Source organism: Streptomyces sp. CLCI03, assembly GCF_053615355.1.
Genome location: NZ_CM132132.1, coordinates 2927120 through 2948563, shown reverse-complemented (window position 1 = coordinate 2948563; position 21444 = coordinate 2927120). Strand labels below are relative to the sequence as shown.

The following is a 21444-nucleotide window of genomic DNA, read 5'->3' as shown; positions in this document are numbered from 1 at the left end:
CCGACAGCCTCAACGCATCCTGTCATGGCCCTCCCGGCCGCTCCCCGCCCGTGCCTCCTCAGGTGGCGCACCCGCCCCGCAAGGGCACTCGGGATGCGGGCGGACCGGGCTGGATTCCCAATGCAGGGCGGGGAGGGCCGCCTCCCAGCGGGAGGCGGTGCAGGCGGGCAACTGTCCGTCGAGGAAGGCCAACGCGTGGGCCGCCGCCAGTCCGGCCACCGCCGTGGACAGGCCCAGGTCGCAGGCCGCGCTCGCCCGGCGGCGGTGGGCGGAGCGCCACTGCACCAGCATCCTGGGCCAGGCCGCGTCCCGGTCCACCCGGTCGCGCTCCATGCACCCCGCGCAGGCCGTCGAACCCGGCAGCACCAGCGGCCCCACCAACCCCGTCCCCTCCAACACCCCCGCGTACAGGTGCGGGATGCCCGCGGCGACCCAGTCCGCCGCGGCGTCCGGATCCGGCGCCCAGGCCTGCAGCCCGTCCCGGGGTGCGACGATCACCAGCGCCAGCCCCGGCTCCGCCCCCTGCTCCTCCCCGACCCGCGGGGTACGCCCCGGGGCCGACTCGCGCACCAGCCTGCCCGCGGACTCGGCCCGCGGCCGACCCACGCTCCCGGGGTCCAGCCCGCCCGGCGCGACGTCCGCCGGCTCCACCCGGCCCCCGTCGAGGACCTCGACCCGGCCCACCCCGGCCCCCGCCAGGACCGCGGCGATCACCGCCCCCACCCGGCCGCTCCCGCGCACCCGGACCCGTATCGCCCGGCGGGCCGCGATCCCCCGTAGGCCCCCACCCGGCTCCCGGCGGACCAGGGACAGCGAACCGAGGTCGGGCCCCAGCCGTTCCAAGGTCTCCGGACAGGCGCGCAGGGCCTGGGCCCGGGGTCCGCCCGCCGTGGCGTCGTCGAGCAGACCGGCCCCCGCCAGCGTCCTGACCACCTCGTCGGCCCGGCCGTCCGGCAGCCCCATCCCCGAGGCCTCGGTCCGCAGCAGCTCCATCCCCCGGGTCCCGTCGATCCGGTCGATCAGCGTGCCCGTCGCCGTGTCCACGGGGCCGAGCACCACCGCGTGGGCCGGTGTCACCCCGAACTGAACCGTCTGAAGATCCCGCCACGCCCGCGCCAACGCCGGCTTCACCCTCGGATACATGTCCGGTCCCCCTCGATATCCCGTGCGCAGTCGCACCGTCCGTTTCCCGCTCTTCCGCCACAGTGCCCGCACACCGGAATCCGCGCAGGAATTTGTCCACAGGTGCGAGGTATTAGGCATATGAGATGAAGGGAAATAGGGTTCCGGAAATCGGCTGTGAATCCCTCGTGTTCGAACCGCGGACGGGCGGGACTTCCGCCACCACGACCGGGTACCGTCGTGGCGTGTCCGCCGACCCACCGCAGCGCGCCGTCGAAGTCCGCCGGAGCGCGCGCCGCCGCAGGACCGTATCCGCCTATCGCGAGGGTGACCGTACGGTCGTGCTCATCCCTGCCCGGATGTCCGAGGCGGAGGAGCAGCGCTGGGTGGGGGTCATGCTCGACAAGCTGGCCGCGCAGGAGAGCAGACGCACCTTCGGGGACGCGGAGCTCACCGAGCGGGCCGCGCAGTTGTCCGAGCAGTACTTCGAGGGCCGGGCCCGCCCCCGCACGGTCCGCTGGGTCACCAACCAGAACACCCGCTGGGGCTCCTGCACCCCCGCCGAAGGCAGCATCCGGCTCTCGCACCGGCTCCAGGGGATGCCCGAGTACGTCGTCGACTACGTGCTCCTGCACGAGCTCGCCCACCTCCTCGTACCCGGCCACGGACCCCGCTTCTGGGAACTGCTGGAGGCGTACCCGCGCACCGAGCGGGCCCGCGGTTACCTGGAGGGCGTGGTCGCCGCCGAGCGACTGCCGAAGGTCCCCGCCGCCCGCGAGGAATGAGCCCGCCGGCCCGACCCCCGGCGCGCCCCTCGGCCCACCCGTCGGCCCGCCGGCCGTCCCGCGCGGGGCACGCAGGGTTTTGTACCGGGTCGGTACCGGCTTGGCCGGATGTCGGCAATTGCCGTTAGCCTGAGCGGCACGCATTCACAGTCGGGATGGGGGACGGTCGTACGCATGGCCAGGGAATTCCAACGCGGCCACAAGGCCAAGATCAGTGATCTCACGGCGGGCACCGATCTGTACGTAGGCGTCCAGATCGCAGGATCGGGACTCACCTTCGACATCAGCTGTTTCGGCCTCGACGCCAACGAGCAGCTGTCGGACGACCGTTACTTCGTCTTCTTCAATCAGCCGAAGTCGCCGGAAGAGTCCATTCAGCAACTCGGTGCGCAGTCGGGCGACACCGAATCCTTCCGGGTGACGCTGGACCGCATTCCGGCATCCATCCACAAACTGTCCTTCACCGCCACCATCGACGGTGCCGGACAGATGTCGCAGATCGGCCCCGGCTACATCCGGATCGTGGCCGGCGGCGAAGAGGTCGTCCGGTACGCGTTCACCGGTGCGGAGTTCACCACCGAGCGGGCCGTGATGCTCGGCGACTTCTACCTGAAGGACGTGTGGCGCTTCGCCGCCGTCGGCCAGGGCTTCGACGGCGGCCTCGACGCGCTGCTGCGGAACTTCGGCGGCGAGGTCGCCGAGGAGGCGCCGCCGGCGCAGCAGGCCCCGGCCGCCGCCTCGCCCGGCTTCGCCCCGCCGCCGCAGGCGGCCGCCCCGGCCCCGGCCCCGGCCCCGGCCCCGGCCCCGGCCTTCGGCGCGCCGGCCCCGGCCCCGCAGGCCCCGGCCCCCGCGCCGTCCTTCGGGGCGCCCGTGCCCGCGCCCGGCGCCGTCCCGCAGCCGCAGTACCAGCAGCCCGCGGCCCCGGCCCCGGTGCACGCCGCGCCCACCATGGCCGCGCCGCTCGCCCCGCCGGCCCCCGCCCCGTACGGCCAGGTCCCCGGACAGGTGCCGGGCCAGGTCCCCGGGCAGTACCCCGGTCAGGTCCCGCCGCCCGCCCCGGCCCCCGCCCCCTACGGGCAGCAGCCGGGCTACGGCCAGGTCCCCGGCCAGCAGCCGGGCTACGCCCCGCAGGGCGCACCCGCCGCCGGCGCGGGCCTCGCCGCCGCGCTCCAGCCGTACAAGGAAGCCCCCACGGGCACCCGCTGGACCCCGCAGAACCAGCAGCTCATGCGGGTCGACCTCGCGATGGGCGGCCAGGCCGTCCTCGCCCGCCAGGGCAGCATGGTCCTGTACCAGGGCAAGGTCGACTTCAGCTACAAGGGCGCGGGCTTCGCCGGCCGCATCGTCGGCAACGCCACCGGCCAGGAGATGCAGCTCATGCGCTGCACCGGCCGCGGTCAGGTCTTCCTCGCGGAGAACGGCGCCCACCTGCACGCCATCGAGCTGCAGGGCGACGGGATCTGCGTCTCCGCCGAGGCCGTCCTCGCCTTCGACGAGTCGCTCCAGCACGAGGTGCGCCGCATCGAGGGCCACGGCATCCCCGGCGGCGCCCTGTTCACCATGCAGTTCCAGGGCACCGGCACGGTCATCGTCAAGACGCACGGCGTCCCGGTGGTCCTGCCCGTCACCCCGACCACCTTCGCGGACAGCAACGCCATCGTCGCGTGGTCCTCCGCCTCACAGGTGATCATTTCCAGTCAGGTCCGGCTGCGGCGCAACGCCTACCCCGGCCACAGCGGGGAGACCGTGAACCTCCAGTTCCGCGGCGCTCCCGGCAACTTCATCGTCGTCCAGCCGTACGAGGTCTGAGGGAGCCCGACATGAACGCAATGAACCAGCAACTCGCGGGCTTCGCCCCGACCCCCGTGACGGCCCGCATGGAGAACCACGGCCGGGCCATGCTCAAGGTCGCCATGCAGAGCGGCCAGGACCTGTTCGCCCGCACCGGCTCGATGGTCGCCTACGAGGGCTTCGTCCAGTACGAGCCCAACCCGCCGGCCGTCCGTCAGATGGCCTCGCAGTGGATCACCGGCGAAGGTGCCCCGCTGATGAAGTGCACCGGAGACGGCCTGCTCTACCTGGCCGACTACGGCGCCGACGTGGTCGTCATCAACCTCAACAACGACTCGCTCTCCGTCAACGGCACCAACCTGCTGGCCTTCGACGCCCACCTCCAGTGGGGCGTCGAGCGGGTCAAGGGTCTCGCCAAGTTCGCCGGCCAGGGCCTGTTCAACGTGCAGATCGCGGGCACCGGGTGGGTCGCCCTGACCTCCCGCGGCACCCCGATCGTGGTCGACTGCGGTCGAGGCGAGGACGAGACGTACGTCGACCCCGACGCGCTCGTCGCCTGGTCGCCGAATCTCAAGGTCAAGGGCAAGCGCAGCTTCAAGGCCTCGTCGATGATCGGCCGGGGCAGCGGGGAGGCCTACCAGATGGCCTTCTCAGGCCAGGGCATCGTCGTCGTACAGCCCAGCGAGGACAGCACCGACCGGCTCCGGGCCCGGGGCTGAGGGGGAGCGGACACATCATGCAGAGCGCACTTTTCGCCCACTCCGAGGCGCAGTCCCAGGAGCGGTACGCCATCCAGAACCCGCAGCTGCTGCGGGTCTCGCTGACCGGCTCCGACGACGTACTCGCCCGCAAGGGCGCCATGGTCGCCTACCAGGGGATCATCGACTTCGACGGCGAGTACCAGAGCACGAGCCAGCGCAACGCCCGCCGCCGCACCGGCGAGGGCCTGGACCTCATGCGCTGCTCCGGGCAGGGCACGGTCTACCTGGCCAACCTCGCCCAGTACGTCCACGTCGTGGACGTGGACCAGGACGGCCTCACGGTCGACAGCAGCTACGTGCTGGCCCTGGACTCGACCCTGCACACCGAGGTCATCGCGGTGGACAGCCAGTACGGGATCTCCGGCTCGGGCAAGTACCAGCTCAACATCTCCGGCCGCGGCAAGGTCGCGCTGATGACCTCCGGGCAGCCGTTGATGATGCACGTCACGCCCGACAAGTACGTCAACGTCGACGCGGACGCGATCGTCGCCTGGTCCACCTCGCTGCGGGTCCAGATGCAGGCCCAGACGCACTCCAGCGGGGTGTGGCGGCGCCGCGGCAACACCGGCGAGGGCTGGGAGCTGAGCTTCCTCGGCACCGGCGTCGCGCTGGTGCAGCCCAGCGAGGTGCTGCCGCCGCAGAACGCCCAGCTCGGCCAGGGCGTCGCCGCGCAGTTCGGCATGGGCCAGCACGGCTCGCACGCGCAGAACCAGAACAACGCCTGGAACTGACGCATCCCGGCACGGCGAAGGGGCGGTCCCACCAGGGACCGCCCCTTCGGCGCATTCGGGCCCGCGCCGCGGTGCGGCTCAGCCGCCGAGCCGCGCCAAGGTCGCCTCCAGCAGCCGTACGACGGACGTGTCGGCCACCGCCGCCACCTCCTCGTACGGGAACCAGCGCAGGTCCAGGGACTCCTCGCTGATCTCCGCCACCGCGCCGGCCGGGGCCAGCGCCGCGTACTGCACGTCCAGGTGCCAGTTGCACGGCGCCGGGATCGGATGCCGGTCCAGACGCACCGGGCCGCCCTCCAGCAGCGTCAGCCCCGACGCGATGCCCGACTCCTCGGCGGCCTCGCGCAGCGCCACCTCGGCGAGGGTCCGGTCGCCGGCCTCGCAGTGCCCGCCCATCTGCAGCCACATGCCGAGCTTCTTGTGCAGGGTCAGCAGGACGCGGCCCCGCACCGGGTCGATCACCAGCGCGCTGCCCGTGACGTGCCCGGCCTCGCAGGGCTTGTAGACACCGTCCGGGTGGGCCGCCAGGTGCTGCAGGTACAGATCGCGCAGCTCCGTCTGGTCCTCGTACGCCTTCAGGACGAGGACCGCGTCTTCGTGCAGGCTCACTTCTTCTCGTCGCCGTCCTGTTCGCGCTTCTCGGCGGCCTCGCCGAGCATCTTGTCGATCTCGGAGAAGTCCAGCTGCTCGCGGTGCACGAAGCCGTCCGGGTCGTCCAGGTCGGACGCCGTCGGCAGCATGTCCGGGTGCTCCCAGAGGCCGTCACGGCCGTCCACCCCGCGCGCGTCCGTGAGCGAGGCCCACAGCCGCGAGGCGTCGCGCAGCCGGCGCGGACGCAGCTCCAGGCCGATCAGCGTCGCGAAGGTCTGCTCCGCCGGGCCGCCCGAGGCGCGCCGCCGGCGCATGGTCTCGCGCATCGCGTCCGCCGAGGTCAGCCGGGGCTTGGCCGCCTCGTGCACCACCGCGTCGACCCAGCCCTCGACCAGCGCGAGCGCCGTCTCCAGGCGAGCCAGGGCGGCCTTCTGCTCCGGGGTGTCCTGCGGCTGGAACATGCCGCCCTGGAGCGCTTCCTGCAGCTGCTCCGGGTTGGACGGGTCCAGCTGACCGACCACGTCCTCCAGCTTCGAGGTGTCGACCTTGATGCCGCGGGCGTAGCCCTCGACCGCACCGAACAGGTGCGAGCGCAGCCACGGCACGTGGGCGAAGAGGCGGGCGTGGGCGGCCTCGCGCAGGGCCAGGTAGAGCCGCACCTCGTCCGAGGGCACGCCCAGGTCCTTGCCGAAGGCCTCGATGTTCAGCGGCAGCAGCGCGGCCTTGCCGGCCGGGCCCAGCGGCAGGCCGATGTCCGTGGAACCGACGACCTCGCCCGCGAGGGTGCCGACGGCCTGGCCGATCTGCTGGCCGAACATGGCACCGCCCATGGAGCGCATCATGCCGAGCAGCGGGCCCGCCATGGCCTGCATCTCCTCGGGCAGCACGCCGCCCATGGCCGCGCCGACCCGCTCCGCGACCGGGTCCACGAGCTCCTTCCACACCGGGAGGGTCGCCTCGACCCACTCGGCGCGGCTCCACGCCACGGCCGTGGTGGCGCCCGAGGGCAGCGAGGTCACCCCGTCCAGCCAGTGGTCGGCGAGGCGCACGGCCTCCTCGACGGCGGACTTCTCCGCGATGCCGACGCTCGTGTCCTTCACACCGTCCGCGGTGCCCTGCGAGACGGTCTGGCGGGCGATGTCCTTGGCCATGTCCCAGTTCACGGGACCGCCCTCGTAGCTCAGCATCTGGCCGAGCTGCTGGAAGGCGGCGCCGAGGTCGTTCGGGTTCATCGCACCGAACATCGCGGCGAACGGGTTGTCCGCTCCGGGAGCGCCCGCCCCGCCCGGCAGACCCATGCCGGGGAACCCGAAGGGATTCGCCGGGCCGCCCGGGCCGCCCTGGTTGCCCTTCTTCTTGCCATCGTCGCCGTTCTCCGGCTCCTCCGGCGGAAGGCCGAATCCGAATGGGGTGTCGCTCACGGGTTTCCTCGGCTCGTAGGGCCGCCGGCGGGAGCCGACGGGCAATGGTCCGACAACACCACCCAGCGTAGACACCGCGGCCGCATCCGGGCTCGGTGCTCCGCCGACTCCTGGGCTGCGGCAGGATGGACATCACCTGGTGGGTACGCGTCACGGCGCGTCCCTACTGAAGACAACCGCTGGAGACGCCCGGTGAGTTCCCCAGATCCGCAGTTTCGCGCGATGCCCGACGACGAAAACAGCTCCGAGCACGGTGACGGCGCCCCCGGCGTTCGCCGGCCGCGAAACCCGGAGGGTATGCGCCGGCGCAGCCCGGTGATCGCCGTGACCGGCGCCGCCTCGGGAGTCGGCGCGGCCCTCGTGAGCCGACTGGCCGCCTCCGAGGAGGTCAAGCAGGTCGTCGCGATCGACGAGCGACGCGGGGACTGCGCGGCCGCGCAATGGCACATCCTCGACGTACGGGACCCCGCGATCGCCGAGAAGCTGCGCGGCGCGGACGTCGTGGTCCACCTCGCGCTCGACCTCGACCTGGAGACCGACCCGGCCGCCCGTACGGCGTACAACGTCCGCGGCACCCAGACCGTCCTGACGGCCGCCGCCGCGGCCGGCGTGCACCGGGTCGTGCTCTGCACCTCGGCGATGGTCTACGGGGCCCTGCCGGACAACGACATCCCGCTGTCCGAGGACTCCGAGCTGCGCGCCACCGCCGAGGCGACCGGGGTCGGCGACCTCCTGGAGATCGAACGCCTCGGCCGCCGCGCCCCCCGAGCGCACCCAGGCCTGAACGTCACCGTGATCCGCCCGGCCGTCCTGGTCGGCGGCACCGACACCGCGCTGACCCGGTACTTCGAGTCCCCGCGGCTCCTCGTGGTCGCGGGATCCCGCCCCACCTGGCAGTTCTGCCACGTGGACGACCTGGTCAGCGCCCTGGAGTACGCCGCCCTGGAGAAGGTCGAGGGCGAGTTGGCCGTCGGCTGCGAGGGGTGGCTGGAGCAGGAGGAGGTCGAGGAGCTGAGCGGCATCCGTCGCATGGAGCTCCCGTCCGCGGTCGCCCTGGGAGCCGCGGCCCGGCTGCACCGGATCGGCCTGACCCCGTCCCCGGCCGGGGACCTCGCCTACACGATGCACCCGTGGGTGGTCAGCGTCAGCGGGCTGCACGCGGCGGGCTGGCGGCCGCGCTGGACCAACGAGGAGGTGCTCGCCGAGCTCCTCCAGGAGGTCTCGGGCCGGCACACGGTCGCGGGCCGCCGGCTGGGCCGCAGGGACGCCGCCACGGCCGCCGGCGCGGCCGGCGCGACGGTGGCCCTGCTGGGCGCGGCCGCGGCGGTCCGCCTGGCGCGCAAGCGGCGCGGGATCTGACCGGCACCCGGCTCCGCGGGTGCCGTCCGGCCGGGCGGACCGCGGGGTTCCGCGGGCCTGCCCTGTAGGAGGCTCCCAAGGCGGCGTCCGCGCCCCGGGCGAATCTGCTATTTCGCCGTGTCAGCGGCTAGGGCACGATGAAGACATGGCACCGCACTTCGACCACCCCGGTGAGCAGGCCGCCTCGGACCCGATCCGGCTGCTCCAGATCCGCGAGACCGCCCTGTCGATCGACGAGGTCTTCCAGGCCGTCGGCGACGACGCGTCGGGCGGTACGACGCTCTTCGTCGGCACGGTGCGCAACCACGACAGCGGGGCGGACGTCGACTCGCTCGGCTACTCCTGCCATCCGACCGCCGAGGCCGAGATGCGTCGCGTGGCCGAGCGCGTCGTGGCCAAGTTCCCCGTCCGTGCCCTGGCGGCCGTGCACCGCGTCGGTGACCTGGCCGTGGGCGACCTGGCCGTCGTCGTCGCCGTGTCCTGCCCGCACCGTGGCGAGGCCTTCGAGGCCGCCCGGATGCTGATCGACGACCTCAAGCACGAGGTCCCGATCTGGAAGCACCAGACGTTCAGTGACGGCACCGAGGAGTGGGTCGGCGCCTGCTGAACCCCCGGTCACGGAGCGCCACCCGGAAGGCGGTAGCCTCGCACCCGTTCGGCCGCGCAACACGCCCTCGATTTGCGTAACCACCCCACGGGCACGAGCGTTGAAGCCACCAACGAAACGTACTTCGGGGTAGGGAGGCAGGCCCATGGCGTCTTTGGCGTGGTTGCTGATTCCGCTGTTCGCCGCGATCGGAGCGGCGATATGGGGCAGCTGGGCGGCACGCGACCGCACGCAGGGTGACATATCCGAGCTCGCGGGTTACGCACGCTTCCGCGAAGCCATGGCCAACGCAGATCAGGCCGGAGTGAAGGCCGACGCCCATTCCGCTCCGTCCGCCCACTCCGCCTCCGACGCCGTCTGACGCCGCATGACGCCGTATGACGCTCCGCGTCCGGCCCGCTCCGGTCCGCCGCCTTCGGTGAGATTCCGCTGAGAGTTTCGCGCGCGGACCCCGTACGGACCGGCCCCGAGGGCCGTCCGTCAGGGCCGTCCCGTACTGTCGGATCCATGCCACGCCGCACCGCGACGATGCTCGCTTCCACCCTGGTGCTGTTCGCGCTGCTCTGCGCAGGGGTGTTCATCAAGGTCCCGTACTCCGAGATGAGCCCCGGCCCGACCGTGAACACGCTCGGGGACTCGCATGGCGCGCCCGTCCTCAACATCGCGGGGCGCAAGACGTACCCGACCAGCGGCCACCTCAACATGACCACGGTCCGCGTCACCGGTGCGGACTACGACATGAGTCTGGTGGAAGCGGTCTACGGGTGGCTGGCCGGCGACAACATCGTCGTCCCGCACGAGAACCTCTACCCGAACGGGAAGACCGAGGCGGAGTCCACCCAGGAGAACGCCGAGGAGTTCAGCCAGTCGCAGCAGAGCGCCAAGGTGGCGGCCCTGAAGCAGCTCGGCATCCCGGTCACCGCCCGGGTGATCGTCTCCACCGTGGTCAAGTCCAGCCCCTCCGAGGGCAAGCTGCACGCCGGTGACGTGATCAAGTCCGTGGACGGCGCCGCCGTCACCGCGCCCGAGGACGTGGCCAAGCTCGTCACCAAGCACAAGCCCGGCGAGCCGGTGGAGTTCACCATCGTGCCCGCCAAGGAGGCGGCCGAGGCGGCGAAGGCCGGCAACGAGAACCCCGCCACCACGAAGGTGACGATCACCGCGGGCAAGGCGGAGGGCGACGGTCACGCCATCGTCGGCATCCGGGCGGGCACCGACCACACCTTCCCGTTCACGATCGACATCAAGCTCGCCGACGTCGGCGGCCCGAGCGCCGGGCTGATGTTCGCCCTCGGCATCGTCGACAAGCTGACCCCGGAGGATCTGACCGGCGGCAAGTTCGTCGCGGGCACCGGCACCATCACCGAAGAGGGCAAGGTCGGACCCATCGGTGGCATCCAGATGAAGACCATCGGCGCCCGCCAGGCCGGCGCCGAGTACTTCCTGACGCCCGCCGAGAACTGCGCCTCCGCCGCCTCCCACGTGCCCGACGGGCTGACCCTGGTCAAGGTCTCCACCATCGGCGACGCCACGAAGGCACTGGAGAAGATCAGCAAGGGGGACGCGGCCGGGCTGCCGAGCTGCAAGCCCTGACCGCTCCGTCCCCTGACCGCTCCGTACCCCGACGCCCTACGAGAAGGTCGCCGCCAGCGCCTCGGCCAGCCCGGGCACCAGGCCCGCACCGGTGAGGACCTCGGTCGAGGAGTCCTTCTCGCGCAGCCGTACGGCCGACTCCCGCGAGCCGTCGCGCAGCACGGCCACGGTGAGGCGGACCTCCTGCCGCTCCGGGTGACCGGCGACCCACTTCGACAGCTGCTTGTCGTTCAGTCCCTCCGGTACGGAGGCCTCCGCGGACGGCGGCAGCATCAGCCGCTCCACCGTCAGCGCGCAGCCGACGACGGCGTCGGGCCAGGCGATGGTGCCGAGGAACTTGTCGAGCGGGGTCCCCTTGGGGACCTCGTCCTGCTCGATGGGGGTGAGGGAGGACTTGCCCGCGTCGTCCTGGTCGAGACCGAGCTGGCTCGCCAGCCTCGGCTCCTGCTTCTTGAGCCGGGCGGTGTCGACGAGGGCGAAGAGCCGCGCGGGCTTGTCCCAGCCGAGGCCGGCCGCGTACTCGTCGATCTCGAGGCAGGCGCGGGTCAGCGGACTGGCCGCCATGGGGGTGCCGGGGGAAGGCGAAAGGTTGGACATGGGCAACATCCTGCCTCCTTTCCATCGATTACCGGGAACTGACCAAAGCCTCAGTAAGTTGCATGAGTGGGCTCTACGATCGGGGGCCCGTTCATTACCAGACTCAGCGACTTTCGAGGTGCGCACCTTGGCTTTCCAGATGCCGGACCGCGGCGGAGGCCCCTCCGGGCCACGGATGAGAGTCGGCCGCCCCTCCCGGCGGTCCCGAACTCTCCTGATGACCTTGGGCGTGCTGGCCGTCCTGGCCATGCTCTTCATCATGTTCGCGGGCTTCTGGACTGACTGGCTCTGGTTCCGCTCCGTGAAGTACTCCACCGTCTTCACCACCACTCTGTGGACCAAGATCGGCCTCTTCGCCGTCTTCGGTCTGCTGATGGCCGGTGCCGTCGGTTTCAACATCTGGCTGGCGCACCGGCTGCGGCCGCCGCTCAGCGCGATGTCGATGGAACAGCAGAGCCTCGACCGTTACCGGATGAGCATCGCCCCTTACAAGAAGTGGCTGCTGCTGGGCATCTCGGTGCTCGTCGGCCTGATCGCGGGCGCCTCGGCGGCCGGCCAGTGGAAGACCTGGCTCATGTACGTGAACGGGGTGGCCTTCGGTACGAAGGACCCGCAGTTCCACATGGACGTGTCCTTCTACACCTTCGACCTGCCCTGGTACCGCTTCCTGCTCGGCTTCGGCTTCGCCGCCGTCGTGCTGTCGGTGATCGCCGCGGCCGTCGTGCACTACCTGTACGGCGGACTGCGCGTGACCAGCCCGGGCGCCCGGGCCACCGCCGCCGCCACCGGGCACCTGTCGGTGCTGCTCGGCCTGTTCGTCACGCTCAAGGCGATCGCCTACTGGCTCGACCGGTACGGGCTCGCCGTGAAGTCCAGCGACTTCAAGGCCGCCGACAACTGGACGGGTCTGCGCTACGTCGACGCGAACGCCTACCTGCCGGCGAAGACGATCCTCGTCGCCATCGCCGCGATCTGCGCCGTGCTGTTCTTCGCGACGCTCTGGCGCCGCACCTGGCAGCTGCCGGTCATCGGCTTCGGCCTGATGGTGCTCTCGGCGATCCTGATCGGCGGGCTCTACCCGGCGATCGTGCAGAAGTTCCAGGTCCAGCCGAACGAGCAGGCCAAGGAATCCCCGTACGTCCAGAAGAACATCAAGGCCACGCGTGACGCCTACGGCATCGCGGGCTCCGAGGTCTCGGACTATCCGGGCGTCCCGCAGACGGAGGACAAGACCAAGCTGCGCCCGCAGGCCGACTCCACGGCCAGCATCCGCATCCTCGACCCGAACATCGTCTCGCCGGCCTTCCAACAGCTCCAGCAGGTCAAGGGCTACTACGCCTTCCCGTCCACGCTCGCCGTGGACCGGTACAGCGGCCAGGACACGGTCATCGGGCTGCGCGAGCTGAACATCGGCGGCATCCCGAAGAACAACTGGATCAACGACCACTTCAAGTACACGCACGGTTACGGCGTGGTCGCGGCCAAGGGCACCACGGTGAAGGAGGGCGCTCCCGACTTCACCCAGTCCGACCTGCCCTCCAAGGGTGTGTTCGGCACGGACTTCGAGCAGCGCATCTACTACGGCGAGCAGACGAAGCAGTACTCGATCGTCGGCGGGCCGCAGAAGGAGCTCGACTACTCGGACGACAACGGTGAGAAGGAGACGAGCTACAAGGGCGACTCCGGCGTCAACCTGGACAACCCGGTCAACCGGGCCGCCTACGCGCTCACCTTCAACGAACCGCAGATCCTTTACTCGGGCGCCATCGGCGACGGCTCGCGGATCCTCTACAACCGCACGCCCAAGCAGCGCGTCGAGGCCGTCGCCCCCTGGCTGACCATCGACGGCGCGCCCTACCCGGCCGTGATCGACGGCCGGATCAAGTGGATCGTCGACGCGTACACGACCACCAACGGCTACCCGTACGCCTCGCGCACCACGCTGGGCCAGAGCACCGCGGACTCGCTGACCAACAGCCAGCGCGCGGTGGTCGCCCAGGAGAACCAGGTCAACTACATCCGTAACTCGGTGAAGGCCACCGTCGACGCGTACGACGGCTCGGTCGACCTGTACCAGTGGGACACCGCCGACCCGGTCCTGAAGACCTGGATGAAGGCGTTCCCCGGCACGGTGAAGCCCAAGGCCGACATCGCCAAGCCGCTCATGGACCACCTCCGGTACCCGCAGGACCTCTTCAAGGTCCAGCGTGAGCTGCTGACCCGCTACCACGTCACCAACCCGCAGACCTTCCTCAGCGGCAGCGAGGCGTGGGCGGTCCCGGACGACCCGACGACCAAGGCCGGTACGGCCGTTCCGCCGTACTACCTGTCGATGAAGATGCCGGACCAGAAGGAGAAGGACCAGGTCTTCTCGCTCACCACGACGTTCACGCCGAACGAGCGGCCCAACCTGAGTGCCTTCATGGCGGTCAACGCCGATCCGGGAACCCCCGACTACGGCAAGATCCGCATTTTGAAGATGCCGACCAGCAAGCCGCCGGACGGCCCGAGCCAAGTGCAGAGCAAGTTCCAGTCGGAGCCCAAGATCGCCGAATCCATCCGCCTGCTGCGCGGTGGTGACTCGGAGATCGAGTACGGCAACCTGCTCGCGGTGCCGCTCGACGGCGGGATGCTCTACGTGGAGCCGGTCTACGTCCGTAGCTCCACGCTCAAGTACCCGCTGCTGCGCAAGGTCCTCGTGACCTACGGCAACCAGACGGCCTTCGAGGACACGTTGGAGAAGGCGCTGAACGTGGTGTTCGGGGCCGAGGCGCCGACGGTTCCGGTGCCTCCGGTCCAGCCGCCCGGTGACGGCACGGTCACGCCGCCGACGATCCAGGACCCCACGGTCAAGGCGGCCCTCGGTGACGCGCAGAAGGCCATCGAGGATGCCGAGAAGGCCAGGCAGGCCGGCGACTGGGCGGCCTTCGGCAAGGCCCAGGACGAGATCAAGGCGGCCCTGAAGCGCGCGATCGAAGCCGAGGCGAAGCTGACGACGCCCACACCGTCCGGCCAGTGATCAATGGGTAATGGTTCCACCCCGCGTCGTGATACTGTGGTTTCACCGACGCGGGGTGGAGCAGCTCGGTAGCTCGCTGGGCTCATAACCCAGAGGTCGCAGGTTCAAATCCTGTCCCCGCTACTGAAGATGAAGGCCCGGATCCATGGGATCCGGGCCTTCGTCATGTCCGGGACGGACACGCGGTAGCCGGGGAGGGTGACTTGTGGGTGGAGCGTGTTTGACTTACCTCACTGTGGGCATGTCGACAAAACGCTGTAGTGACCTCACTGGCTGCGACATACCAGGTGTACGCGGGTAGCAGGTGATGCGACGATGGGATTTATGGGGGACAGGTCAACTCTGCTGGAGACAGGGCGGTTTGTGAGGGCGGAGTCCGGAACGGACACAGAGGCCGAGGGGGCGGCTCCGGTCGTCGACGCGCAGACCGCAATGACCGATGCGGACCTCTTGGACAAGCACGGCGCTGAGGAGATGTTCGCCGAGACCGACGCGGCGAGCGACGCCGAGCTGGAAGCCCGGCACCGGGTGGCCGCCGACAAGGGCGACCCCGGAGCCATGAGCGTGCTCGGTGCGCTGCTGCTGCGCCGTGGTGACCTCGACGGTGCGGAACCCTACCTGCGGGGAGCCACGGGCGAGGGGGACCGCGCCGCCGCGAACAACCTCGGAGTCCTGCTCCACCAGCGGGGATACCCCGAGGACGCGGCCGGCTGGTGGCGGGTCGCCGCCGTCGCCGGATCGGCCCCCGCCGCGCACGCCCTCGGCCGCTACTTCCGTGAGCGCGGGGACGAGCCCGCCGCCGAGTACTGGATGCGGCAGGCGGCCGAGTCCGGCCACGCGCTGGGCGCCTACGGGCTGGCGGACCTGCTGGAGCACCGCGGTGACAAGGGTGTCGAGCGGTGGTTCCGCGCTGCCGCCGAACAGGGGCACCGCGAAGCCGCGTACCGGCTGGCGCGGCACCTGCGCAAGGGCGACCCCACCGAGGCCGAGCAGTGGTACCGGCAGGCCGCCGCGCGCGGGCACCGGCGCGCCGCCCTGCACCTGGGCGCCCTGCTGGAGGCGCGCGGCGAGCTCAAGGAGGCCGGGCGCTGGTACCTGACCTCCGCCAAGCAGGGCGAGGCGCGTGCGGCCTGCGCGCTCGGCTTCCTGCTGCGCGACGCCGGTGACGAGGAGAGCGCCGCCGTGTGGTGGCACCGGGCGGCGCAGGACGGCGACGGCAACGCGGCCAACGCGCTGGGCGCGCTGCACGCGGCCCGCGGCGAGACCCAGACCGCCGAGCGCTGGTACCGGACCGCCATGGACGCGGGCGATCAAAACGGGGCGTACAACCTTGCACTGCTGTGCGTGGCACAGGACCGCACCGCGCAGGCCGAGCAGTGGTACCGGCGCGCCGCGTACGCCGGGCACCGCGAGGCGGCCAACGCGCTGGCGATCCTGCTGCTCCAGGGCGGGGACGCGGCGGGCGCGGAGCCGTGGTTCTCGAAGGCGGCCGAGGCGGGCAGCGTCGACGCCGCCTTCAACCTCGGGATCCTGTTCGCCAGCCGGGACGAGGACCGCACGGCGCTGAAGTGGTACGAGCGGGCGGCGTCCGCCGGTCACACCGACGCGGCGCTGCAGGTCGGCATCGCGCTCGTGCGGGACGGCGAGGACCGGGCGGCGGAGCGGCACCTGCGTTGCGCGGCCGGCGGCGGCAGCGCCGAGGCGGCGTTCCGCCTGGCCGCGCTGCTGGAGTCGCTGGCCCCGCCGCCGGAGCCGGTGGCCCTGGGCGAGCCCGTGGGCGGCGCCCCGCGCACCGAGAGCGAGGAGTGGTACGAGCGGGCCGCAGAGCTGGGGCACCGCCGGGCCCAGGTGCGGGTCGGCATGCTGGCCGCCGCCCGAGGTGACCTGGCGGTCGCCGCGCGCTGGTACCGGGAGGCGGCCGAGGCCGGCTCCCGCAACGGCGCCTTCAACCTCGGGCTGCTGCTGGCCCGCGAGGGGAACGAGCCGGAGGCCGCCCTGTGGTGGACCCGCGCGGCGGTGGCGGGCCACGGCCGCGCCGCCCTGCGACTGGGCCTGCTGGCGGCCCGCCACGGGGACCTCGCGGAGGGCCAGAAGTGGTGCGTGCGCGCCATGGAGCTGGGCCCGGCCGAGGTCTCGCAGCGCGCGGCCCGACTCCGCGAGGCCCTGGCGGAGGAGCTCTCCGCCTAGGCCGTCTCTTCCGGATCTTGCCGGGCCCGGCCCGCCCGGCACGGCACCTCATCCCCCAGACTCCGTCCGGGGGGACCCCCAGGTTGTCGGGGCACTCGAGTACGTCCGGTACACGAGCGCCCCTCCGCCTTGCGAGGCACCGCACCGGACGACCCGGGCTCGACCGACAAGATCCGAAAGAGACGACCTAAGCCGTCCCCTCCACCTCTCAGCGGTAGAGCCAGGAGGTGGAGCGGGCGTAGACGTGCCGGAAGGCGAGCGGCATCAGCAGGTCGTTGACGCGGCGCTGCACCGTGCCCGGGGTCTTCGCGTCGCGGTTGGTCGCCGCGGCCCGGGTCATCCGGGTCACCCGGGGGCGCCGTACGCGGGTGTACTCGGCCAGGGCTCCGGCCACGCCCGGCTCCTGCGCCACGCAGCGCGCCAGGGCCACCGCGTCCTCGATCGCCATCGACGCGCCCTGCCCGGCCCCGACCGGGTGGGCGGCGTCGCCGATCAGCACGGTGCGTCCGTCGTGCCAGACGGGCACGTCCGCCAGTCGGTGCATCGGCATCGGGCGGTCGACGCGGGTCGCCGCCCGGATCAGGGACAGCGGCAGCTCCTCCCTGCCGTACAGCTCCGCCAGCAGGTCCCGGGTGACCTCCGCCGGGTCCGGGGGCTCCGCTGCGGGTACCTGGGCCGACCACCAGACCGTGCCGTCCTTCGCGGGGACGCACAGGAACGCCCCACGCCGGCCGAAGACGAAGTGGTAGGTGCCGGGCGTCAGGTGCACGCCCTCGGAGACCCCCGACACGCTGTAGAGCCCCGCGTACCGCACCGGGGGCGCCGCCGGGTCCAGCGCCGAGCGGGTGGCGGACCAGATGCCGTCGGCTGCCACCACCAGGTCCGCGTCCAGGTCCGCCGCCACCACCCGTCGACCCGTCTCGATCCGGGCGCCGGCCCGGACCGCCTCGGCCCGCAGCACCTCCACCAGTCGCCCGCGCAGCAGCGTCGTGCTGTGCAGGCTGTCCGAGGCGAGCCGACCGCGCGGCACCTCGCCCAGGAGCTTGCCCGAGGAGGACCACATCCGCTGCAGGGCGACCGGGAACCCGGCGGCCTGCACCTCGGAGAGGCAGCCCAGTGAGTCCAGCCCCCGTAGGCCGTTGACGGCGAGGCTGAGGAACGAGCCCACCTGGCCGGCCGGGTCCTCGTACGCCTCGTGGACCGTGACCTCCGCGCCGGTCGCGCGGCGCAGGGCGATCGCGCTCGCCGCTCCGGCGACTCCGCCCCCGATGACTGACACACGCATGCCCGACCCCTTTCGCTGAATACACATTCACTGAATTCATATTCGGTGAAACTCAGTTCAGTATGATGAGGCCGAGAAGACGGCGTCAAGTGGGAACGGGGATCGCGGTGGGAGTGCGCAAGGAGCGGGCGGCCGGCACGGAGGCGGCGCTCAAGGAGGCGGCGCGGGCGCTCTTCCTGGAGCGCGGCTACGCGCAGACGAAGATCACCGACATCACCAAGGCCGCCGGTCGGTCCACCGGCTCGTTCTACGAGCACTTCGCCGGCAAGGACGAACTGCTGGACGCGCTCCTCGCGGACATGGGGGCCCAGGTGGACCTGGAGGTCGGCGCCCACGACCACCCCCGCGACCACGACCTCGCCGACCGTGACCAGCTGCGGACGCACGTGGCCGTCACCTGGCGGGTCTTCCGCGACCATCTGCCCGTCGTGGTCGCGCTCTTCCAGAAGTCCATGGCCGAACCGCCCGGCTCGGGGCAGGCCTGGGGTCGGCTCCTGGGGGACACCGCGCCGCTGCGCGAGCACCTGGAGTACATGCGCGAGCAGGGTCGTGAGCTGCCCGGGGATCCCGAGCTGGTCGCCGCGGCGATGGGGGCGATGATCTCGATGCTGGGGTACGCCGCCATGACCGGCGGGGCCGGACTCGACGACGACCAGGTGGTGGAGACGCTGACCGCGCTCCTGCATCGCGGGCTGGCCGGTTAACCGATTTGCTTCTGCCGTGGGCCTTCACGTAACGTTGGGTTTACCGACGCGGGGTGGAGCAGCTCGGTAGCTCGCTGGGCTCATAACCCAGAGGTCGCAGGTTCAAATCCTGTCCCCGCTACTGAAGGCTCAGGGCCCGGATCCCATGGATCCGGGCCCTGAGTCGTTTCCGGCCGTTTCCGCGTGCACGAAGGCGAACGCGAAGGGCCCGGACCCCCCGAGGGGTCCGGGCCCTTTCGTGTGCCGGTGCTCAGGCGGTCGCGCAGTTCGGGCAGACGCCGCGGTAGGTCACTTCGACCGCGGACACGACGAAGCCGAAGCGTTCGGTGTCCGGCAGGTCGGCCAGCGGGTTGCCCGCCGGGTGCACGTCACGGATCGCGCCGCAGCGGGCGCAGACCAGGTGCTGGTGGGGTCGGTGGGCGTTCGGGTCGTACCGCTTGGCGCGGCGGTCCGTGGAGACCTCCAGCACCTCGCCGAGGGTGACGAGCTCGCCCAGCGTGTTGTAGACGGTCGCACGGGAGATCTCGGGCAGCTTGGCCACCGCGAGCGCGTGCACCTCGTCGGCCGTCAGGTGCACGTGGTCACCGTCGAGCACCTCGGCCACGACGCGCCGCTGCGCCGTCATGCGCCAGCCGCGTCCGCGAAGTCGATCCAGCAGGTCACTCATGGGCATCAGCCTAACAGCGAGGGGATTCGGTGTAACTCCCGAACCGGTGCGGACTTGGATGCTTACTTGACTTAGACAAAGTCCATTGTAGGATCGGTTACGGCAAACGCCAAGGACAGGACACGCAGGCATGACGCAGGAGGCGCACGTGACGCAGGGACCGCTCACCACGGAGGCCGGAGCGCCGGTCGCCGACAACCAGAACAGCGAGACCGCCGGCCTCGGCGGCCCCGTCCTGGTCCAGGACCAGCTGCTGCTGGAAAAGCTCGCGCACTTCAACCGCGAGCGCATCCCGGAGCGCGTGGTGCACGCCCGCGGCGCCGGTGCGTACGGCACCTTCACGCTGACCCGCGACGTCTCGCAGTGGACCCGGGCCGCGTTCCTGTCCGAGGTCGGCAAGGAGACCGAGACCTTCCTGCGCTTCTCCACCGTCGCGGGCAACCTCGGCAGCGCCGACGCGGTCCGTGACCCCCGCGGTTGGGCGCTGAAGTTCTACACCGAAGAGGGCAACTACGACCTCGTCGGCAACAACACCCCGGTGTTCTTCATCAAGGACGCCATCAAGTTCCCCGACTTCATCCACACCCAGAAGCGCGACCCGTACACGGGCTCGCAGGAGGCGGACAACGTCTGGGACTTCTGGGGTCTGTCGCCCGAGTCGACCCACCAGGTGACCTGGCTGTTCGGTGACCGCGGCATCCCGGCGTCCTACCGCCACATGAACGGCTACGGCTCGCACACGTTCCAGTGGAACAACGAGGCCGGCGAGGTCTTCTGGGTCAAGTACCACTTCAAGACCGACCAGGGCATCAAGAACCTCACCCAGGCCGAGGCCAACACCCTCGCCGGTGAGGACCCCGACTCGCACCAGCGCGACCTGCGCGAGTCCATCGAGCGCGGCGACTTCCCGACCTGGACCGTGCAGGTCCAGATCATGCCCGCGGCCGAGGCGGCCCAGTACCGCTTCAACCCGTTCGACCTCACCAAGGTGTGGCCGCACGAGGACTACCCGCCGATCGAGATCGGCAAGCTGGAGCTCAACCGCAACCCGGAGAACGTCTTCGCCGAGGTCGAGCAGAGCATATTCAGTCCGGCCCATTTCGTCCCCGGCATCGGTCCCTCCCCGGACAAGATGCTCCAGGGCCGCCTCTTCGGCTACGGCGACGCCCACCGCTACCGCGTCGGCATCAACGCCGACCACCTGCCGGTGAACCGCCCGCACGCCACCGAGGCGCGCACCAACTCCCGTGACGGCTACCTGTACGACGGCCGCCACAAGGGTGCGAAGAACTACGAGCCGAACAGCTTCGGCGGCCCGCACCAGACGGACCGCCCGCTGTGGCAGCCCATCGACGTGACCGGTGGCACGGGCAACCACGCCGCCGCCGTCCACAGCGAGGACAACGACTTCGTCCAGGCGGGCAACCTCTACCGCCTGTACTCGGAGGACGAGAAGTCCCGTCTGATCGAGAACCTGTCCGGCTTCATCGCCAAGGTCTCCCGTGACGACATCGTCGAGCGCGCGATCAACAACTTCCGCCAGGCGGACGGTGACTTCGGCAAGCGGCTCGAAGCCGCGGTCCAGGCCCTCCGCGGCTGACTCGGAACGCTTGCCGTCGCAGGACGCCGGGCCGCGGACCTCCTCGGAGGGCTGCGGCCCGGCGTCGTTTCACGCGGAGACCGTGCGCCGCGCCGGTACCCAGCAGCGGATGACGTCCCGTACGGACACGATGCCGACGGGTCCGCCGTGCTCCAACACGATCAGATGCCGGAAGCCGCCGTGGGCCATCGCCTCGGCGGCTTCCTGCACGGTGGCCTCCGGGGTGCAGAACACGACGTTGTTGGTGGTGTGCGCGCCCACGGACTCCCGGTCCGGATCGTGGCCCGCGCCGATCGAGTTGAGGATGTCGCGCTCGGTCAGGATGCCGATTCCGCTGTGGTCGGGGTCGAGGACGACGGCCGCGCCGACGCGCCGGCCGGACATCAGGCAGGCCGCCTGTCGGAGGGTGTGCGCGGGTCCGAGGGTGAGGATCACGGTGCTCATGGCGTCACGGACGAGCATGAAGAGAGCCACCTCCTGGGGTGAGTCCCCCCGCCTGGGTGGGTGCGCCCGAGGAGCCGCCTCAAGAGAAACGGTTCACAAGCGCACAAGCGTGGGGAGTATCAGATTCCCACGGACCCGCAGGGCCGACAAGAAGGCGTGCGACGGAGCGTGAACAGCGCC

19 protein-coding genes and 2 tRNA genes are annotated in these 21444 nt (G+C 71.2%); 14 read left to right on the top strand and 7 right to left on the bottom strand.

The annotated features are described in order from the left end of the window. Window positions 1–9 precede the first annotated feature (9 nt). Complete coding sequence (locus ACWG52_RS13255; protein ID WP_390137873.1) at window positions 10–1143, bottom strand: ThiF family adenylyltransferase; 1134 nt, start codon at window positions 1141–1143, stop codon at window positions 10–12. A 125-nt stretch (window positions 1144–1268) separates the two neighbouring features. Here ACWG52_RS13255 and ACWG52_RS13250 point away from each other — a divergent pair, with 125 nt between their 5' ends. The 4 genes from ACWG52_RS13250 to ACWG52_RS13235 all read left to right on the top strand — a co-directional run bounded on the left by ACWG52_RS13250 (window position 1269) and on the right by ACWG52_RS13235 (window position 5190). Next, window positions 1269–1907: a M48 metallopeptidase family protein gene (locus ACWG52_RS13250; RefSeq protein WP_371588416.1), complete on the top strand. Its 639-nt coding sequence runs from the start codon at window positions 1269–1271 to the stop codon at window positions 1905–1907. Between the two features lie 174 nt (window positions 1908–2081). After that, window positions 2082–3716 (top strand): TerD family protein, encoded by a 1635-nt coding sequence (locus ACWG52_RS13245; protein WP_453128752.1) that lies wholly within the window; start codon window positions 2082–2084, stop codon window positions 3714–3716. A gap of 20 nt (window positions 3717–3736) precedes the next feature. Beyond that, window positions 3737–4417: an AIM24 family protein gene (locus ACWG52_RS13240; RefSeq protein WP_030011152.1), complete on the top strand. Its 681-nt coding sequence runs from the start codon at window positions 3737–3739 to the stop codon at window positions 4415–4417. Window positions 4418–4434: 17 nt separating this feature from the next. Beyond that, window positions 4435–5190 carry an AIM24 family protein gene (locus ACWG52_RS13235; protein ID WP_389805959.1) on the top strand — a complete coding sequence of 252 codons (756 nt, stop codon included), beginning with the start codon at window positions 4435–4437 and terminating at the stop codon, window positions 5188–5190. Window positions 5191–5268: 78 nt separating this feature from the next. Here the strand turns inward: ACWG52_RS13235 and ACWG52_RS13230 are convergent, their stop codons facing one another. Then, window positions 5269–5799 (bottom strand): NUDIX hydrolase, encoded by a 531-nt coding sequence (locus tag ACWG52_RS13230; protein ID WP_389805957.1) that lies wholly within the window; start codon window positions 5797–5799, stop codon window positions 5269–5271. Then, entirely contained in the window at window positions 5796–7202 is a 1407-nt protein-coding gene (locus tag ACWG52_RS13225; protein WP_389805955.1) for a zinc-dependent metalloprotease, read from the bottom strand. Before ACWG52_RS13225 ends, ACWG52_RS13230 begins: the two co-directional genes overlap by 4 nt. A 297-nt stretch (window positions 7203–7499) precedes the next feature. Between ACWG52_RS13225 and ACWG52_RS13220 the strand changes: the two genes are divergently transcribed. The 4 genes from ACWG52_RS13220 (at window position 7500) to ACWG52_RS13205 (ending at window position 10761) form a co-directional block, all read left to right on the top strand. After that, a complete protein-coding gene (locus ACWG52_RS13220; protein WP_051773389.1) occupies window positions 7500–8561 on the top strand; it encodes an SDR family oxidoreductase in 1062 nt (353 codons plus the stop codon). 145 nt (window positions 8562–8706) lie between these two features. Beyond that, window positions 8707–9168, top strand: coding sequence for a molybdenum cofactor biosynthesis protein MoaE (locus tag ACWG52_RS13215; protein ID WP_030010759.1), 462 nt, complete (start codon window positions 8707–8709; stop codon window positions 9166–9168). A gap of 145 nt (window positions 9169–9313) precedes the next feature. After that, a complete protein-coding gene (locus ACWG52_RS13210) occupies window positions 9314–9529 on the top strand; it encodes a hypothetical protein (protein WP_389805949.1) in 216 nt (71 codons plus the stop codon). A gap of 146 nt (window positions 9530–9675) precedes the next feature. Further along, window positions 9676–10761, top strand: a complete 1086-nt coding sequence (locus ACWG52_RS13205; protein ID WP_389805947.1) for a YlbL family protein — start codon at window positions 9676–9678, stop codon at window positions 10759–10761. 36 nt (window positions 10762–10797) lie between these two features. Here ACWG52_RS13205 and ACWG52_RS13200 read toward each other — a convergent pair whose 3' ends face one another. Then, a complete protein-coding gene (locus ACWG52_RS13200; RefSeq protein ID WP_030385939.1) occupies window positions 10798–11367 on the bottom strand; it encodes a PPA1309 family protein in 570 nt (189 codons plus the stop codon). 130 nt (window positions 11368–11497) lie between these two features. Here ACWG52_RS13200 and ACWG52_RS13195 point away from each other — a divergent pair, with 130 nt between their 5' ends. The 3 genes from ACWG52_RS13195 (at window position 11498) to ACWG52_RS13185 (ending at window position 16564) form a co-directional block, all read left to right on the top strand. Further along, on the top strand, window positions 11498–14377 hold the full coding sequence (locus ACWG52_RS13195) for a UPF0182 family membrane protein (RefSeq protein ID WP_389806145.1): 2880 nt from the start codon (window positions 11498–11500) through the stop codon (window positions 14375–14377). 49 nt (window positions 14378–14426) lie between these two features. Further along, window positions 14427–14500 (top strand) — tRNA-Met (locus tag ACWG52_RS13190). A 309-nt stretch (window positions 14501–14809) separates the two neighbouring features. Further along, window positions 14810–16564, top strand: coding sequence for a tetratricopeptide repeat protein (locus ACWG52_RS13185; RefSeq protein WP_389805946.1), 1755 nt, complete (start codon window positions 14810–14812; stop codon window positions 16562–16564). Window positions 16565–16772: 208 nt separating this feature from the next. On the opposite strand, the gene ACWG52_RS13180 is transcribed toward ACWG52_RS13185, so the two are convergent. Further along, window positions 16773–17849 (bottom strand): FAD-dependent monooxygenase, encoded by a 1077-nt coding sequence (locus tag ACWG52_RS13180; protein WP_389805944.1) that lies wholly within the window; start codon window positions 17847–17849, stop codon window positions 16773–16775. Window positions 17850–17938: 89 nt separating this feature from the next. Here ACWG52_RS13180 and ACWG52_RS13175 point away from each other — a divergent pair, with 89 nt between their 5' ends. Together ACWG52_RS13175 and ACWG52_RS13170 are read left to right on the top strand one after the other, a co-directional pair. Then, window positions 17939–18553, top strand: a complete 615-nt coding sequence (locus ACWG52_RS13175; RefSeq protein ID WP_386014980.1) for a TetR/AcrR family transcriptional regulator — start codon at window positions 17939–17941, stop codon at window positions 18551–18553. A 47-nt stretch (window positions 18554–18600) separates the two neighbouring features. After that, a tRNA-Met gene (locus ACWG52_RS13170) sits at window positions 18601–18674 on the top strand. 129 nt (window positions 18675–18803) lie between these two features. Here the strand turns inward: ACWG52_RS13170 and ACWG52_RS13165 are convergent. Continuing rightward, complete coding sequence (locus ACWG52_RS13165; RefSeq protein WP_365266712.1) at window positions 18804–19220, bottom strand: Fur family transcriptional regulator; 417 nt, start codon at window positions 19218–19220, stop codon at window positions 18804–18806. 130 nt (window positions 19221–19350) lie between these two features. On the opposite strand from ACWG52_RS13165, the gene ACWG52_RS13160 reads away from it, so the two are divergent. Further along, window positions 19351–20820: a catalase gene (locus ACWG52_RS13160; RefSeq protein WP_390137881.1), complete on the top strand. Its 1470-nt coding sequence runs from the start codon at window positions 19351–19353 to the stop codon at window positions 20818–20820. A 69-nt stretch (window positions 20821–20889) separates the two neighbouring features. On the opposite strand, the gene ACWG52_RS13155 is transcribed toward ACWG52_RS13160, so the two are convergent. After that, on the bottom strand, window positions 20890–21282 hold the full coding sequence (locus tag ACWG52_RS13155; protein ID WP_383196603.1) for a CBS domain-containing protein: 393 nt from the start codon (window positions 21280–21282) through the stop codon (window positions 20890–20892). Between the last annotated feature and the right edge of the window lie 162 nt (window positions 21283–21444).